This window comes from Tolypothrix campylonemoides VB511288_2, assembly GCF_045999855.1.
GTDB classification, from domain to species: Bacteria; Cyanobacteriota; Cyanobacteriia; order Cyanobacteriales; family Nostocaceae; genus Scytonema; species Scytonema bouteillei_A.
Genome location: NZ_JBFPMW010000004.1, coordinates 23,144 through 39,140 on the forward strand (window position 1 = coordinate 23,144; position 15,997 = coordinate 39,140).

Consider the following 15,997-nt stretch of genomic DNA (forward strand, 5'->3'; position numbering starts at 1 on the left):
GCATGAAAACTACGGAAGCGAGTATGCTTGCCGTGTCAGTAAGAGAGTGGCAACTCGTAAGCGCGTGAATGTGAACTTGTCTACACCTTTAGAATTAATTGGGCGTTCGGCAGAATTCCAACAGATAGTGGAAATTCTGGCACGGGATGGAGATTTGTTAATAGCGGGAGTACCGGGAAGCGGACGGCGTACTCTCGTGCGAGGTGCAGCCCAAGAAGTAGGAGCAATTATATTAGAGGTAGACTGCATTCGCGCTACTGATGGGCAGAGATTTTTACAATTGTTAGCAGAGGCAATTAGTCAAAACTTTGAACCTGTCCCCATTCGGCAATGGTTAGCGACAACTGGGGGTGAATTATTTGCTTTTCATCCTGAAGGCAATGGCGGTAAGCTCAAACCCCTGCGTTCTCTAAATCAGAAGCAGCTATGGCAAGCATTTGAAATGCTGATTGCCTTACCACAAAAGTTGGTAGAAAATACAGGCAAGCAAGTGGTGTTAATATTGCAAAGTTTCCCCCACATCCGTTCCTGGGATCGAAATGGTTTGTGGGAAACTACTCTCAGACGAGAAATTAATCAGCACGATCGCGTCAGTTACATTTTAATTGCAACTATTGCTGAAATTAGCAATCACCCAGAAGAAAGCGACTATCCATTAGAGGTTGTGCAGTTACCGCCTTTAGCAAAAGATGTCATGGCTATTTGGGCGAGAGAGATGCTGCACGCTTCGGGCTTGACATTTGATGCGCGATCGTCAGCATTGCAGTTATTTCTGGATGCGGTACAAGGACACATTGGTGATGCTGTGTCCCTCATTCGCCGCCTGCAAACCTTTCGCCGCCCGGATGGTTTAATCACCGAACACGAAGTAAAGCTAGCCATTGAAGGGTTACTCAAAGATTTATCTATCGTTTTTGAGTCTTTGCTGATGCTACTTCCAGCCAATCAAGTGCATCTTTTAGAATGCTTGGCAACCGATCCTACAGAAAAACCTCAGAGTAAAGAGTATATTCAGAAACATGGTTTGTCTCGAGGTGGAAGCCTTCAAGGTGCATTGTTGGGATTGCAGCACAAAGGCTTAATTTACGGTCAGGAAAAAGGTTATCGATTTGCGCTACCTTTGCTGGCTTTATGGCTGTGCGAGCGTTTGATCTAAAATTTATGAAAGTGCAGTTAAGAGGAAAAAAAGATGCTTTCATCTCCTATTATTTTACAAATGCCCTCAGATTTGCACATGACAGACGAGCAATTTTTCGAGTTCTGTCGGGTTAATCGGGACTTACGTATAGAGCGAAATCAATTTGGAGAAATATCTATTATGTCTCCAGCGGGTGGAACTACAGGCAATCGTAGCGGTAGCATATTTGGAGAGCTTTATATTTGGTCCAATCAAGATGGAACAGGTCTTTGTTTTGACTCTAGCACTGGATTTAAGCTATCCACAGGTGCAGAGAGATCTCCTGATGTTTCTTGGATGAAGCTAGAAGGATGGAATAGTTTATCGGAAGAACAGCAAGAAAAATTTGCCCCCATTTGCCCGGATTTTGTGGTGGAGTTGCGGTCGCCTTCCGATAATCTCAAACCATTAAAAGAAAAGATGGAAGAATATATGAGAGAACCAGGGATACAATTGGGCTGGTTGATTGACAGAAAAAATCGCAAAGTTTATATTTATCGTCCGGGAAAGCCAGAAGAGTGTTTGGATAATCCTGCAACTGTTAGCGGCGATTCAGTTTTGCCTGGATTTATTTTAGATATGAAAAAATCAAAATTCTAAAACTCACTTAGGTCAGTTTTGCCTGTTTAGCCGTGAATCCTATTCACCAAAATTTATCAGATGATATCCTCTAAGCTCCCATCCCAGAATAACGCTTCAATCCACGCCGCCACAGCATACGGTTTAAGCCCAAGAATAGCAAAATCCAACCTATCATTAACCAAAATCCACGCCCTACATCTGTAGGTAAACCTATCAAAAGACTTGCAGGAAAATTAACCATATAAGGGAATGGGGTGCAAAGAACGATCGCCCTGACAGGTTCGGGAAAAACCTCTAAAGGTGCAATCATTCCAGACAAAAACAAGTAAAACAAAAACCATAAACTTTCTATAGCACTGGCGCGTTCTGTCCAAAAAGCAAACATTGCAAAAGTGTATTGGGTAATAAAGCGCAAAGCAAAAGCTAGTGTTAAGGATATTAAAAAGAGCAAAAAATTTGTTAAACTAGGTACCCAAAAAGCTTGAGGATAGATAATAAAAAAGATAATTAACAGCAGTATTGTAAAGGGTAACCGAGCGGATCTCTCTGAAAGATGAGAAGCAATATGATGCCAAACTGGATCTATTGGTTGTAGCAATCGCGGTGAAAGTTTACCTTCTACTATTTCCCTTTCAAATTCCCAAACCACCCATACAATTGTGATTTGTCGCACTAGGAAAACTGTAATAAAATAACGAGCAAAATCTATTGGTTGTAAACTAAACTGTCCTCCTTGCGCTGCTTGTATCCAAACTCCCATAAGAATAATTGGCAAAGAGTTTGCCAGTACCCATAACAGGAGTTCTGACCGATATTCAAGCATATAGGCATAGTAAACAGAAAGAAACGTCCGGCTTTTTCTTAAAATTTGTTTTAGCATAGATTTTGTTAGTTGTTAGGTGTTGGTTATTGGTTTTTCTTGTCACTACTAGCCACTAACCACTAACCACTCCTGCTTGAAAAACTCGACCAATCACTTCTTCTACAGGTGGTTCTGTAACTGTTAAATCAACGACATCTAGATCGGCTAATATGCGGGAAACCGTGCGCGTAAGCAACTCTTGCTGCACCATAAAACACACAGATCGTCCCTCTATATGTCGTAGATCGCCGTAATATGTGAGTTTTTCTTTAGGAACAGGATTCATTAATTCCAAATGAATTTCTTTATAAGGAGCAAAACTTTCTAGCAGCCCATCCAAACTGCCATCATACATCAACTTTCCTTGGTGAATCAGCAGAACTCTTTGACACAGAGCAGTGATATCAGCCATATAATGACTTGTTAACAACACTGTTGCTTGGTAGCGCCGATTGTATTCCCGCAAGAAATCGCGCACTCCTATCTGAGCGTTTACGTCTAGCCCTAGAGTTGGTTCATCCAAAAACAAGACTTGGGGACGGTGTAAAAGCGCGGCGAGTAATTCTGCTTTCATCCGTTCGCCTAAAGATAGTTTTCGCACGGGTTGGTTCAGTTTGCCTTGTAACGAAAGCATCTCCGTTAATTCCCCTACCCGATGTCGGAATTCTCGATCTGGGATGTTATAGACAGCAGCATTAATTTTTAAAGAATCAAGCGCTGGTAAATCCCAAATTAACTGTTGTTTTTGCCCCATCACCAAAGTAATTTTCTGCAAAAACCCATCTTGACGGCAAAATGGTACGTATCGAGCAACTCTCACTTGACCGCTTGAAGGATGAATCAATCCTGTCAGCATTTTCAGGGTTGTGGTTTTACCTGCACCATTCGGTCCTAAAAATCCTACGACTTCACCTGGTGCAATTTCAAAGGAAACATCTTGTACTGCTTTAATGTCTCGGTAAGTACGGCGGAAAAAATGAGTAATTGTTCCTGCAAGACCTGGTTCTTTAACAGCAACAGGGTAAACCTTAGTGAGGTTTTGAACTGATATTATACTGCGATCGCTAGAGTTAGATGCGTGATAAGTATCAGATGTAAGTGGTTCTGGGGACATATAAGGGAATACTACAACAATGGGCTAAGCGGCAAAGACTAAGTAAGCTGATGCAAATCATTGTCAAGAGTTGGTAGCAGTACTTTAGCACTAAAGCGCTACTACCAACGGAATTGAGAACTTTTCCATTTCATGACACAGTTTTATCTTTTCTTGCTGACCTACTGACACGTTTTAAGATAGTGTTGTTTTTGTATGCACGCAACAATAGATCTTAAGTTTAGCGTGTTGACACGCTCCCCTTGTAAGTCGCTCAGTTTTTAGGTGTATTCTTTTCTAATACGAGCAATTGTAGTGTGTAATCCCTCACTATGTATCCAACCCACGTAACCGCCATAGATCATTTTCTCATCCCTACTTGCTAAAAAAACGTGGTCAACTCCTGCTAAATTTTTCCAAGTTCTCAGGGCTGTTCCGTCTCTCAATCTCATCACCGGACACGAACTTTTAAAGTCTCGATGGTGTGCTGGAGTTATGCCAGGAATGCTTTCTAAAATAGCTATAACTTCCTTTGTGAAATCCGTTGTGCAAGCCTCGGCTATGGTTGAACAACCACAACCGTCTGTTACGGTAATCTTCAACCTATCTTTTATATCGCCATCAAATAGTATTAGAGAGTCAATCTCTTCTAGAAGCTTGCCATGTGGTTCAGATAGCCTCCGTTGACAGTAGACTGCACTCAGAAATTCTTCAAGACCCACCTTTGCTAGTACATCAGTAATCAATGCGGTTAGTCCCAGCACAGTAATTCCACCGAGCATTCCCGCCGGACCACCGAGTATTGCTAAAGCTGTAGTTATAGCTGCTGCACCTGTTAAACCAGTGGTAGCCATTACGATCGCTAAAACAATACCAGGCAATCCTAAAGCCGCAACTTTTTTGACAATTTCATCCATAGGTTACGCACCTCGGCTTGAGATTCAAAAGAATCTGTTTTAACATTTCAGCAACGAACTAGTGGTTTGTCGCAAAAGTTTGTTTGTATTTGCACTGTCTTCGCCCTAGAAATTCAGTTACAACTCAGACCTACTCCGCAAAGTTGACTTGCCAGACCACTAGTGATGCTGAGTTAGATCGAGTGACGGTATATTTTTAACGCAAACGCCCAGATCGCAGAATACTGACAATCAACCACAGTCCTAGCAAGCTAGCAAACGCGAACAGCACATTACTTAAAAATGATAGCTGTGATGTCCGTGCGTTACTAGAAATAATTGCTGCACCCATAATCAGGGAACCTACTAGGATACTGAAAGAAAGACGATTAGCAGCGTCGTCTGTGGTGCGTCGCAAACCATCGAGTCCCCGCACTGATAAATTCCACTGTAGAGTTTCCGAGGTGATTCGGTCTAGTAGCAATTCTATCTGGCGGGGAGATTGTAACGAGAGACTTTTCAGATCCAGCGCAGTTCTGAGGAGCGATCGCACGGGGCTATCTCCAACAAGCTGTCGGCGGAACAAATCTGTCAGCAGTGGCTGAATTTCGTCGATAAAGTTTATTTCTGGATTAAATCCTCGCGCTACCCCTTCCAAGTTAGCCAGTGTTTTCGCATACAACCCCATATTGCTGGGCAAGCGAATCTTATTGTTACGGGCAACTTGCAAAAGTTCATAAATAATTTGACTAAAATTCATTTGAGACAAGCTCAAGTTGTAGTACTTTCGCAGCATCCGGTCATAGTCATTTTCCAACCGTCTCAAAATCACTGGTTCAGCAGAATCCGCTAGCTGCAGAGTTAATTGAGCACAACGTTGAGCATCCAAATCCACAATTGCCAGCAACATTTCTGTTAATATCTGTTGGGTGCGGGGATCGAGCCGTCCGACCATACCGCAATCTAACAAAGCAACCCGACCATCTCTGAGATAAAACAAATTCCCAGGATGGGGATCGGCATGAAAGAAGCCATCAATATAGAGTTGTTGGAAGAAAGCACGAAATAAAATGCTGGTAATTGCTTGTCTTTTAACAGCAGGATCGGTGCCATTCTGTTGAGTCTCCAGATCTGCCATAAGCAGGGGAACGCCGTCAAGCCACTCCATAACAAGTAACTTTGGCGTGGTTAAATCCCAAAAGATTTCAGCAACAACCAATTGTTCGGGATCGAACCACCGACTATTTGATAAATTGCGTCGCAGTTGGTCTGTGAACTCAGCTTCCCGTGTAAAATCTAACTCCGCTTCCAGCGCTTTGGTAAATTCTTCAGCAATAGACTTAATTTCATAAGTCTGCCCAAACTCAGTACGCGCTACTAAATCAGCAATCCCTTGAATTAAGGCAATATCTTGAGCAACAGTCAGATCGATTCCCGGTCTTTGTACTTTGAGTGCGACCTCCCGACCATTGACCAAAGTAGCACGGTGGGTTTGAGCAATAGAACCCGCTGCAACTGCAATAGCGTTGATTGTACTGAAAGTTTCTTCTAAGGGCTGTTTCAGTTGTTGGCGAATAAGAACTTCTACGTCTGCCCAAGGAACAGGTGGAACTTCGTCTTGCAGAGTTGATAGCTCCTCTATGTAAGCTCCGCTCAGCAAATCGGGACGTGTAGACATCAGCTGACCTAGCTTAACGTAGACAGGTCCTAAATCTACCAAAATGTTTTTTAAAACAGCCGGTGTAGGTAGCTGGGGTTCATCAGCTTTACCAAGTGTAATGAGTCGCCGCATATAGTCCCAGCCATTGCGAAGCAAAACTTCAATAATTTCTCTTTGACGGGGAACAGTTTGAGTTAGGAACATTTTTATAGGCAATAGGGAATAGGGATTGGGGAGAGGGGGTAGACAAGGGAAAGGGGGTAGACAAGGGACAGAGGGTAGACAAAGGAGAGGGGGTAGACAAAGGAGAGGGGGTAGACAAGGGAAATTTTCTTCCCTGTCTTCCTTGTCTTCCTTGTCTTCCTCATCTTCCTCATCTTCCTTGTCTTCCTTGTCCCCTGATTCCTCTTATCCTCTCCTTCTCCTGATATACAAGGTATACTCAAGAATGCACTCCTGTAACTTCTTGCCCTGGTCTAGTTTTTACAGTAAATTGGTAAATCGAGGATCGTTTTGTAAAGTTTTGAGTACTTGTTTAATTTCTTGAGTCCGGTCTTTGTTGACAATTAGGGTAACGTTGCGATCGCGCACAATGACAACATCGTCTAAACCAATGGTAACAATAACGTCCTCAGGGTTTGAAGAGTAGAGAATTGCCCCCTGCGTATCTAGACCAACATGAGTAGCCAGTTCTACATTGGGAATACCTTCTTTTTTCAGTAAACGTTCGATAGCATTCCAATCGCCCAGATCGTCCCAACCAAATTCTGCAGGAATTACGTAAGCTAGACCTGTCTTTTCCATTAATGCATAGTCTATACTCTTCTTAGGTAGCTGGGGGTAGATGTTGGGACCGTGCTTTTCTAACGGTTCGATGATTTCCGGCGAGTGGATATGCAGTTCCTTGAGAACAACACCCGCTCGAAAAACAAACATACCGCTATTCCAGCTAAAACGTCCCGTAGAAAGGAAATTTTCTGCCGTTTGACGGTCGGGCTTTTCAGTAAAGCGGTTAACGTGATATGCTGGCAAATCCTGAAAGCTATCAATTATTTCACCTTGTTCTATGTAGCCGTAACCAGTTGATGGAAAGGTTGGCTTGATCCCCATAGTTACAATTGCTGAATAGCTAGTCGCTAGCTGCGAAGCTGCATCTATGGTGTTTGCAAACGCTTCTTTGTCGGCAATCCAGTGGTCGGCGGGGAAAAAGCCGATAATGGCATCTTCACCGTAGCGGTTTTTAATTTCCAAACTTGTCCAGGCAACTGCAGCAGCAGTGTCCCTTCCCTCTAACTCAACAAGTAAATTGTCGGATGGCAGTTCGGGTAGTTGTTCTCGAACACCTTGAGCAATCTGACTGGAAGTGATTACCCACAAGTCTTCCCAACCGCCTGCTAGTGGTAGCAGTCGGTCGGCAGTTGCTTGTAGCAAACTTCGATCGCTGCCATCTAAACTTAAAAATTGCTTGGGACGGTTTTGGCGACTCAACGGCCAAAAACGTTCGCCTTTACCACCGGCAAGAATGACAGGAATTAGGGATTGAGTCATTGTTTTATACGAGGTTACTGAAGAACACTACAAGTGTACTGTGACCCTACAGAAGAATGAAGAAGTATAAAGTTGTTCTGATGAAATAAGAGGGAATGCTAAGCAAGGATAAAGTTTTAAGGATGAAGGATGAAAATCACTGACTGAATCCTTTATCCTTCATACTTCATCCTTTACAAAGTGATTTCGTTCACTCGCAAGTTTGATAGCTTGCATTAACATGACGTTTAGGGAGTGGTTGAGTGGGGAGATATCCGTGGTTAAACAAGTAGCAAAGGCAAATCAGGGCACATCTGAAGCAGAAGAACAGTCACCAATTGAGGTGAAACTCAAAGAGCACCAAACAGATTCCCGTGCTCAAGTGAAGTCTACAGGTTCCATTCCTAGCCAACTGTATTACAGGTTGGGGTTGGCAATGCCTCGATGGCTTTTCTGGATACTGACAGGAGTTGTGGGGATCACTTTATCGGGGTTATTAGTATCGACTTTGGCACTTTGGACTCCGTTATGGAGTGATATGGATCGAACAGATGAAGAGCTAAGTACTGGCAGTCAAGATACTCATAAAGGACCGTTGCCAGGAGAATTGTGGAGCAATATCTCCCAATATCAGCTTACGCGACCCATGAACATTTTAATCATGGGTATTGAACCTGTTCCCGGTAGTGTAGATGGTTCTCCGGAAAGTTTTTCTGGAAAAAGCGACACAGTTTTGCTAGTTAGGTTTAATCCAGAAAACAAAACAATTCGAGTGCTTTCGATTCCCAAAGACACCATGATAGCAATTCCAGAAAAGGGGTTGAATAAGGTGTCTGAGGCGAATGCAAAAGGAGGTCATGTTTTAGCAGCACGGGTAGTCAGTCGTACCTTAAATAATGCCCCAATCGATCGCTATATCCGCCTTTCTTCATCGGGTTTGCGACATTTGGTGGAGCAGTTTGATGGGGTTGAAGTATTTGTACCCAAACCAATGTTACAAAAAGGCTCTACCGGACGCTCATCAAGTAATTTGGTAAGTGGTTGGCAAACTCTTAACGGCGAACAAGCAGAACAGTTTGTACGATTCCGGGAAGACGGTCTGGGGGATTTGGAAAGAGTCCAACGACAGCAAGCATTTTTACTGGGATTAAAAGAACGCCTTTACAGTCCTACCGTAAAGCCTAAGTTACCTCAACTTATTCGTCTGATGCGGAGGCACTTTGATACCAACCTGAAGATAGAAGAAATGATGGCACTGGTTAACTATACCTTAAATATCGAGCGAGATAAGTTCCAGATGACCATATTGCCTGGTATCTTTAGCCGTTTGAGTGCAGACCCAAATAGCTACTGGCTAGATCTTACCGGACGAGTTGACTTGCTTGATGAGTATGCTGGGGTCACTATCTCTGGAATGTCGCCCACGGTAAAACCTACATCACAATTAAAAATTGCTATTCAAAATGCTTCTACAAAACCCCAACTAGCTGAAAAAGCGATTAAATATCTTAAAGACAAAGGTTTTGCTAGGGTTTATGCAGTACCTGATTGGTCCGATACCCGCAGCGAATCTAAAATTATTGTTCAGAAAGGGAATCGACAAGCAGGACAAAAAATACAGGAAATGTTTGGTAAAGGTCAGATTGAAGTATCTGGCACTGGTGACCTAGAATCTGATATTACTATCCGGATTGGGAAGGATTGGGAGTAGATAGTGGATAGTGAGTGGTTAATCCTTAGTTGCGAGTAGTTATTGATTTACTACTATCTGCTAACCACTATCCACTAACCAAGTTCAGTTGCCAGGTATTATTTGTGACACAAGAAAAAAAGGTTTCTCGTTCTATTGCGGGAATTGCGGGTATTGTTGCCGCCGGTACTTTAATCAGTAAAGTTGTAGGTTTAGTCCGGCAGCAAGTCATTGCTGCTGCTTTTGGTTTAGGTGTTGTCGCTGATGCTTATCAATACGCTTACGTGATACCCGGCTTTCTGTTGATTTTACTTGGTGGGATCAACGGACCGTTCCATAGTGCTATTGTCAGTGTCTTAGCTAAGCGCAGTAAAGAAGAAGCAGCGCCTTTGGTGGAAACTATTACAACCCTTGTCGGTTCCGTACTGCTCGTCCTTACGATTGTTTTGGTTCTTTTTTCGGGAAATTTAATCGATTTGGTCGCACCAGGCTTAAATCAATTACCACAGGGAGGTGCTGTAAAAGCGATCGCCATCCAACAACTTCAGATTATGGCACCAATGGCAATGCTTGCGGGGTTGATTGGTATTGGCTTTGGCACCCTCAACGCTGCTAATCTATTCTGGCTCCCTTCTATCAGCCCATTATTTTCCAGTATTACCGTTATTATCGGTTTGGGTGTTTTATGGCTGCAGTTGGGGAGTAAAATTACTTCTCCTGAGTATGCTGTGCTGGGTGGAATGGTTTTAGCTGGAGGAACCTTAGCAGGAGCTATATTGCAATGGGTAGTACAACTTGTTGCTCAAGCGCAAGCCGGAATGGGTGGTTTTCGCCTGCGATTTAATATCAATCAGCCTGGGGTGGGTGAGGTGATGAAAATCATGGGACCAGCCACCATTTCCTCTGGTATGCTGCAAATTAATCTTTGGGTTATTTTATTTTTTGCTTCTAATATTCCATCGGCGGCGGCGGCGCTAGCAAATGCCAATCTTTTGGTACAAACACCATTGGGAATCATTTCTAGTATGATTTTGGTTCCCCTACTACCAGTCTTCTCCCGACTGGCAGATCCTAAAGATTGGCACGATCTCAAATTACGCATTCGCCAAGGAATTATCTTGTCTGCTTTTACTATGCTGCCTTTAGGGGCTTTGATGATCGCTTTGGCTGTACCCATTGTGCGTGTTATTTACGAACGGGGGGCTTTCCAAAAGGATGAATCTCAATTGGTAGCTTCTCTACTGATTGCATATGGTAGCGGAATGTTTGTCTATTTAGCACGCGATGTTTTGGTCAGAGTCTTTTATGCTTTGGGTGATGGAGATACACCATTTCGCGTCAGCAGTTTTAATATCTTTCTGAACGTTGTCTTAGCTTACATTTTTATCAATATTCTAAAACTAGGTGCTCCCGGTTTGGTGTTAACTACCGTCGGAGTCAATTTCAGTTCTACTGTAATGTTGTTATTTTTGCTACATCGCAAGCTTCGTGGATTGCCTTGGTTGGAATGGAGTGTACCCATTCTGGGCATGACTTTTGGTAGCGTGCTGGCTGGTGCGGCTAGCTATGGAACTCTTGAGTTTTCTCAAAGGCTTTTGGGTAAGGATGGATTGCCAATTCAGTTATTGCAGCTATCTGTTGCTGGGTTAGTTGGCTTGGGGATTTTTGCCGCGATCGCAGCTTGTCTGAAAATCCCTGAGGTGAACGTCTTTGTATCTCGGTTGCAACAGCGCTTTCTAAAGCGCCGCTCGTAATAAATTATCTACTAAAGGTGGTGCGGCAAGTTGCCAGTACCACTAGTACATGAAGGCAGAAGTACGTAGGCAGATGGCAGAAGGCGCAACAGCTTTTAAGATAAGCTTTTTGTTGCTGACAAATGGTTACCTTATTTACGCCAACCTGTACTAGAAATTTAGGGATATTATTTTTTATTTGGATCGGCATTTGTCTGCTAGTGACTACTATTTTAGCGAAATTTACAGACGATATGTTCACCGAACTGGGTGGAAAAAACTTCACCTACTTGGGTAACCTAAGTGTACGAGGGCATATCTTGTTAAAAAGGGGACTCTAGTACTAGAAAGCATTGATATTTAATCAACTCTAGTTACGAAAGACCTATGAAATTTACAAAATTAGCAACTTCTGCACTTGTTTTTGCTTCTGTTATTTTTTCTGCTGGAATTGCCTCAGCACAGTCAGTTCCAACACGCGGTACAAGTGCTAACTACTTGGGTGCTGGTGTTGCGGCTGGTGTAACTAACGGCGGACAAGATAATGACGCAGCTACATTGGGTGGTAATATTCAAGGACGATTTGCTGTTCCAAAAGCCCCTGTATCAGTTCGCGGTTCTGTTCTGTTCGGTGGCGATGCAACTGCTGCTATGCCAATAGTCACTTATGATGTACCAGTTGCTAAAGATACAAACGTTTATGTTGGTGGTGGTTACTCCTTTGTGACGGATGAAGGTAAAAGCACTCCCTTAGGAAATAAAAATTCACCTGTTGTCACAATTGGAGCTGAGAGAGAAATCGCTAAAAACTTCGTCTTATACGGTGACGCTAAGTGGGGTATTGATGCTTATGAAAACAGTTCTGCTGATGCCCTTAGCATTCAATCAGGTGTAGGCTTGCGCTTCTAATCCAAGTACTGCCAGATCCCCATCTCGATCTGGTGGCTCCGCATATTACCTCGTTCCCAGGCTCCGCCTGGGAATGCCTCCTCTAAAGGCTCCGCCTAGGGTGTTCAAACCCGCTCCATATATTCAGCACGTCGTAACGCCAAATTATATAAAGTGGTACAAGGCGTTAATATACAAAAATCACCCTACGGCATAAAGTGTATCAAAAAGGTTTATGACAGGTTCGCTTACTACCTCTACTTGGGAGCATCCCAAATGTATAAAAGTCGCAAATCTAAAATACCATTTTTCAACCCCGATCCAAGCTGGCGCGTAGCTTGGGGAGCCGTTGATGCAAATTATGAAGATATAGCTTGGCGAGACGACCAAGTTACTGTCATTGTACCGCGTACAGCTTCTGGAGTCATAACGGAGAAATTAGCGATCGCTCGTGGAGAACAATTTGTTGTTGTTGGTGATGTTTGGTTAACCAACCAAGTACAATTATTAGAAAATTTAGGAGTTGAACCAAATAGCTTTGCGCTAAGTCCCCTGCAACTGGTTGCTAATCTTTGGGAACGATGGGGTATGAAATGTCTCAACCAACTTGAGGGGATGTTTGCTCTAGTTATTTGGGATAGAGAAAAACAGGTTTTGTGGTCAATACGCGATCGCGTTGGTGCTCGTACTCTCTACTACACCACCACTGGTTCGGTTCGTTGGATTGCGCCTAAATTGAGAACTTTAGCACTCCATCGTTCATCGGATTTGGATTTGGTTGCGTTACGAGATTATCTCTGTTGCGCCTTTGTTCCCGGCGAGAGAACGCTTTGGCAACAGGTACGCGAACTGCGCCCCGGAACTGTTTTACAATTGCCTGAGTGTAAGGTTCAAGCGTATTGGCAACTTCAAGAAAAGATTACAGCAATAGATAAATCTCTAGCATGGCATAGCGATCGCCTGCGACAACTGCTAGACCAAGTTGTTCGAGAATATTTACCAGCAGAAAATGAACCTGTTGGCGTTTTTCTTTCTGGTGGTTTGGACTCTAGCAGCATCACTGCAATAGCCGCAAAATTCCATCATTCCCCAGTCCACACCTTCTCCATTCATTTTGGCTCGGAATGTCCCAATGAGTTGGAATTTTCCAGCCTTGTTGCAAAATATTGCCAGACACAACATCACATTCTGGAAATTACCTTTCGAGATATGTGGGAACGCCTACCGGAAACAATGGCGTATTTAGATGACCCCATCGGCGATCCGCTGACTGTTCCCAACCTTTTGCTAGGACGACTGGCGCGAGAAAGCGTGCAGGTGCTGTTAAATGGAGAGGGTGGCGATCCCTGTTTTGGTGGTCCAAAAAATCAGCCCATGCTTATTAATAGTTTATATGGCTCCGTCACCAATCAAGATTCATTACAAGCTTATTTAATTTCCTTTCAAAAATGCGCGGCTGATTTGCCACAGCTTTTAAAACCAGAAATTTGGACAGCAGTACAAAAAACACCTTGGGTTTTTGAAGAAGATTTATATTCTCAAGCCAGCTATCTCAATCGTTTGATGGCAATGAACATCAAATTTAAAGGCGCTGACCAAATTCTCACTAAAGTCAGTAACTTGACTCAAGCTGCTCTTTTGCAAGCGCGTTCTCCTCTTTTTGACCAGCGTGTTGTAGAATTAAGCATGGAAATTCCCCCAGAATACAAGCTTTCTGGAGTGGAAGAAAAAGCCGTTCTTAAAGGGGCGATCGCAGAGCTTTTGCCTCCTGCAATTGTTCATCGTCCTAAAAGTGGGATGATGGTTCCAGTACAGTTAGGATTTCGTAAATATTGGCAGCGAGAAGCCAAAAATTTATTGCTCAGTCGTAATGCTGCGATCGCTCCTTATTTAAACCAGTTGCCAATCCGGAATTGGTTAAACTATCAAGGAGATACTTGGAGTCGTTATGGCGTCAAACTTTGGTTGCTTGTGAGTTTAGAAATTTGGTTGCAGGTGAATCAAAAATAAAAAAATCTTGAGAAGTTTGATTTTTTTTCAGTCATAAGGGTCAAAAAGAAGATTAAAAAATTAGAAAGCTTTTGGCAGTCCTGCTTGTTTCAAAATTGCATTTGCTGTGTGGCGAGACTTGATAGAAGCATCTACTACAAACCGCCTATCTGTAATTGGGCTGTACCAAATCTCATGGTCGCCCTTGCCTTGCCGTTCAAAATAGCAACTACCTTCTGAAAGAATCTTTTTTAATTGAGCAGTAAACGATGCACCCATCTATGAAGCCACCTCTATCAACTCTTGACGGTGGCTGATTAATTCAAAGCTGATAGAACCCGCAAACCCAGAAGATACAATATTATTGAGAAGAATAAGTTCTGGTATCATTTCTCTGAGCTTTTGTGTAAGAGCTTCAATTGTAGAAGCCTCTGTTACCAACCCAGGTATATCCTCACTAGTGGCAACCCATACTTTTGCTTCTGCATCCCAAAAGGCTTGAACCTTAAATGTAGTTTGTGTCATTATCAAGTTTTTATGACGGTAGTTCTAGTTTAAAACAAATGACCGAGACTTTAATCCGGAGTAGTATTAAGTTGTTTCAAAGTTTGCATTAACCAAAACTTTGATTAATATATATGGAATTGTCATTTATTGAACCACCCTCACTAGTAAGAATCAAGCTACTATCATCACTGTTTAAAGTTCGACTGTTGGCTATACTCTGGTTAAGAATTTGAATTAATTTTTGCGGACTAAAGGATTCCAACTCCACAAAGTTACCAGCTTCCAACCAGTCCAATTCATCCGTTGATAAAGTAGCACGAATTTCTGGTAAAAGTTGTTTGGCAGCCTCAGCCGATTCAGGAGAAGTTTGAACGAACATTCTGCGATTTGCAGCAATAATTTGACGGGGTAGCAATCCCACATCAATAATTATGACATCACTCTCTCCAAACCATTCCGGTCTGGTACGGATCTGATTCAACAAAGCTATACCAGTGGGGCTACAATCGTGCAACGCATACACTTTTAAGTCAGAATTGCGCCGCAGCATTTGCATGGTAGTATCAAAGATATTTTGAGGATAGCCAGTGATACTGAGAATGGCACAGTTATTTTCAAAATGAAAGTTGTTGGCAATTAACATTTGGGCAATTTCTGCACTATCGCACACCACTAATCTATCAAAACTATATGCAGTCACATCAGGATTGATAGTCACAGGTGTATTTTGTTGTTGGGGAGCAGGTAAAATCTTATCAATTGAATTGTTAACCCGTCTCCAAGATGTCAGCCACTCCTCAAGTTGGTTATTGTTAATCAGAAGTTTTTGACTGATAGTTGTCGATCGCCCTATTTCGCCAGTTCCTAGGTAAATAGCTAACATTCCTAAGAATACACTCCCTACAAATGTACGAAAGGAATTGACACCTAAACTAAAAAAGATGCCTGCTATCAAAGTGATAGCTCCCAAGATTATTAAAGTTTTTGCTAATTTCTTACGTTGTGAATAAGAATTTTTAATTGCTTGTATTTGAGCGAAGAAAATGACTAAGAGCAATGCGGACAATCCCAAATACTCAAAGAAATAAAAACTTGCTATTACAAAAACTATCCACAAAAATACCCATGAGCCTTGATTTTTATTTTGCAGTTTTTTATTAAGACTATAAAAAAACTGCTTTTGTGTAAAAAAAAGTGTATCATTTGCAGAAATATCTGCAATGGCTTTAGCAAAAAAAGGATCGGTAAATCTCACTCCAGTCATACTGGTAGGTTCAAAAGTAAACGGATGAGAGCAGTTTTTACAACGCCCGTAATTGGCTGTCCTGTCTTTCAGTTTATTATCAGTGCCACATTGAACGCATTTCATGGTAGATTTTTGCTCCTAAAGTTT

General features: G+C 42.5%; 14 protein-coding genes. 6 read left to right on the forward strand and 8 right to left on the reverse strand.

Going from position 1 to position 15,997, the window contains the following annotated elements; translation table 11 throughout:
- Window positions 1-64: 64 nt before the first annotated feature.
- Both AB0756_RS12910 and AB0756_RS12915 read left to right on the forward strand, forming a co-directional pair.
- Window positions 65-1,156: an ATP-binding protein gene (locus AB0756_RS12910; protein WP_038091433.1), complete on the forward strand. Its 1,092-nt coding sequence runs from the start codon at window positions 65-67 to the stop codon at window positions 1,154-1,156.
- A gap of 33 nt (window positions 1,157-1,189) precedes the next feature.
- Entirely contained in the window at window positions 1,190-1,777 is a 588-nt protein-coding gene (locus AB0756_RS12915) for a Uma2 family endonuclease (protein ID WP_038091435.1), read from the forward strand.
- Between the two features lie 70 nt (window positions 1,778-1,847).
- Here the strand turns inward: AB0756_RS12915 and AB0756_RS12920 are convergent, their stop codons facing one another.
- From AB0756_RS12920 to AB0756_RS12940, 5 genes are all read right to left on the reverse strand, one after another.
- Window positions 1,848-2,639, reverse strand: coding sequence for an ABC transporter permease (locus AB0756_RS12920; RefSeq protein ID WP_038091436.1), 792 nt, complete (start codon window positions 2,637-2,639; stop codon window positions 1,848-1,850).
- Between the two features lie 55 nt (window positions 2,640-2,694).
- The gene (locus AB0756_RS12925; RefSeq protein WP_050046261.1) at window positions 2,695-3,735 is read right to left on the reverse strand and encodes an ABC transporter ATP-binding protein; all 1,041 of its coding nucleotides are present in this window, start codon (window positions 3,733-3,735) and stop codon (window positions 2,695-2,697) included.
- Window positions 3,736-3,995: 260 nt separating this feature from the next.
- Window positions 3,996-4,631 (reverse strand): hypothetical protein, encoded by a 636-nt coding sequence (locus tag AB0756_RS12930; RefSeq protein WP_038091441.1) that lies wholly within the window; start codon window positions 4,629-4,631, stop codon window positions 3,996-3,998.
- A gap of 196 nt (window positions 4,632-4,827) precedes the next feature.
- Window positions 4,828-6,474: an ABC1 kinase family protein gene (locus AB0756_RS12935; RefSeq protein WP_038091444.1), complete on the reverse strand. Its 1,647-nt coding sequence runs from the start codon at window positions 6,472-6,474 to the stop codon at window positions 4,828-4,830.
- 279 nt (window positions 6,475-6,753) lie between these two features.
- Window positions 6,754-7,818, reverse strand: a complete 1,065-nt coding sequence (locus tag AB0756_RS12940) for a mannose-1-phosphate guanylyltransferase (protein ID WP_038091447.1) — start codon at window positions 7,816-7,818, stop codon at window positions 6,754-6,756.
- Between the two features lie 220 nt (window positions 7,819-8,038).
- On the opposite strand from AB0756_RS12940, the gene AB0756_RS12945 reads away from it, so the two are divergent.
- The 4 genes from AB0756_RS12945 (at window position 8,039) to AB0756_RS12960 (ending at window position 14,118) form a co-directional block, all read left to right on the forward strand.
- Entirely contained in the window at window positions 8,039-9,508 is a 1,470-nt protein-coding gene (locus tag AB0756_RS12945; RefSeq protein WP_408019868.1) for an LCP family protein, read from the forward strand.
- A gap of 104 nt (window positions 9,509-9,612) precedes the next feature.
- Window positions 9,613-11,241, forward strand: coding sequence for a murein biosynthesis integral membrane protein MurJ (gene murJ / locus AB0756_RS12950; RefSeq protein WP_038091452.1), 1,629 nt, complete (start codon window positions 9,613-9,615; stop codon window positions 11,239-11,241).
- A gap of 366 nt (window positions 11,242-11,607) precedes the next feature.
- A complete protein-coding gene (locus AB0756_RS12955; RefSeq protein WP_038091453.1) occupies window positions 11,608-12,129 on the forward strand; it encodes a histidine kinase in 522 nt (173 codons plus the stop codon).
- Window positions 12,130-12,384: 255 nt separating this feature from the next.
- On the forward strand, window positions 12,385-14,118 hold the full coding sequence (locus AB0756_RS12960; protein ID WP_038091580.1) for an asparagine synthetase B family protein: 1,734 nt from the start codon (window positions 12,385-12,387) through the stop codon (window positions 14,116-14,118).
- A gap of 60 nt (window positions 14,119-14,178) precedes the next feature.
- On the opposite strand, the gene AB0756_RS12965 is transcribed toward AB0756_RS12960, so the two are convergent.
- The 3 genes from AB0756_RS12965 to AB0756_RS12975 all read right to left on the reverse strand — a co-directional run bounded on the left by AB0756_RS12965 (window position 14,179) and on the right by AB0756_RS12975 (window position 15,973).
- Window positions 14,179-14,376, reverse strand: coding sequence for a type II toxin-antitoxin system HicA family toxin (locus AB0756_RS12965; protein WP_038091454.1), 198 nt, complete (start codon window positions 14,374-14,376; stop codon window positions 14,179-14,181).
- Window positions 14,377-14,622, reverse strand: coding sequence for a DUF1902 domain-containing protein (locus tag AB0756_RS12970; protein WP_038091457.1), 246 nt, complete (start codon window positions 14,620-14,622; stop codon window positions 14,377-14,379).
- 88 nt (window positions 14,623-14,710) lie between these two features.
- Window positions 14,711-15,973, reverse strand: a complete 1,263-nt coding sequence (locus AB0756_RS12975) for a toprim domain-containing protein (RefSeq protein WP_038091460.1) — start codon at window positions 15,971-15,973, stop codon at window positions 14,711-14,713.
- Between the last annotated feature and the right edge of the window lie 24 nt (window positions 15,974-15,997).

What these genes read in the sequence shown, in the direction of transcription:
- AB0756_RS12925 (WP_050046261.1), bottom strand. Translation starts at nt 3,735, where the DNA reads ATGTCCCCAGAACCACTTACATCTGATACTTATCACGCATCTAACTCT.
- AB0756_RS12965 (WP_038091454.1), bottom strand. Translation starts at nt 14,376, where the DNA reads ATGGGTGCATCGTTTACTGCTCAATTAAAAAAGATTCTTTCAGAAGGT.
- AB0756_RS12930 (WP_038091441.1), bottom strand. Translation starts at nt 4,631, where the DNA reads ATGGATGAAATTGTCAAAAAAGTTGCGGCTTTAGGATTGCCTGGTATT.
- AB0756_RS12960 (WP_038091580.1), top strand. Translation starts at nt 12,385, where the DNA reads ATGTATAAAAGTCGCAAATCTAAAATACCATTTTTCAACCCCGATCCA.
- AB0756_RS12955 (WP_038091453.1), top strand. Translation starts at nt 11,608, where the DNA reads ATGAAATTTACAAAATTAGCAACTTCTGCACTTGTTTTTGCTTCTGTT.
- AB0756_RS12920 (WP_038091436.1), bottom strand. Translation starts at nt 2,639, where the DNA reads ATGCTAAAACAAATTTTAAGAAAAAGCCGGACGTTTCTTTCTGTTTAC.
- AB0756_RS12940 (WP_038091447.1), bottom strand. Translation starts at nt 7,818, where the DNA reads ATGACTCAATCCCTAATTCCTGTCATTCTTGCCGGTGGTAAAGGCGAA.
- AB0756_RS12915 (WP_038091435.1), top strand. Translation starts at nt 1,190, where the DNA reads ATGCTTTCATCTCCTATTATTTTACAAATGCCCTCAGATTTGCACATG.
- AB0756_RS12935 (WP_038091444.1), bottom strand. Translation starts at nt 6,474, where the DNA reads ATGTTCCTAACTCAAACTGTTCCCCGTCAAAGAGAAATTATTGAAGTT.
- AB0756_RS12970 (WP_038091457.1), bottom strand. Translation starts at nt 14,622, where the DNA reads ATGACACAAACTACATTTAAGGTTCAAGCCTTTTGGGATGCAGAAGCA.
- AB0756_RS12975 (WP_038091460.1), bottom strand. Translation starts at nt 15,973, where the DNA reads ATGAAATGCGTTCAATGTGGCACTGATAATAAACTGAAAGACAGGACA.
- AB0756_RS12945 (WP_408019868.1), top strand. Translation starts at nt 8,039, where the DNA reads ATGACGTTTAGGGAGTGGTTGAGTGGGGAGATATCCGTGGTTAAACAA.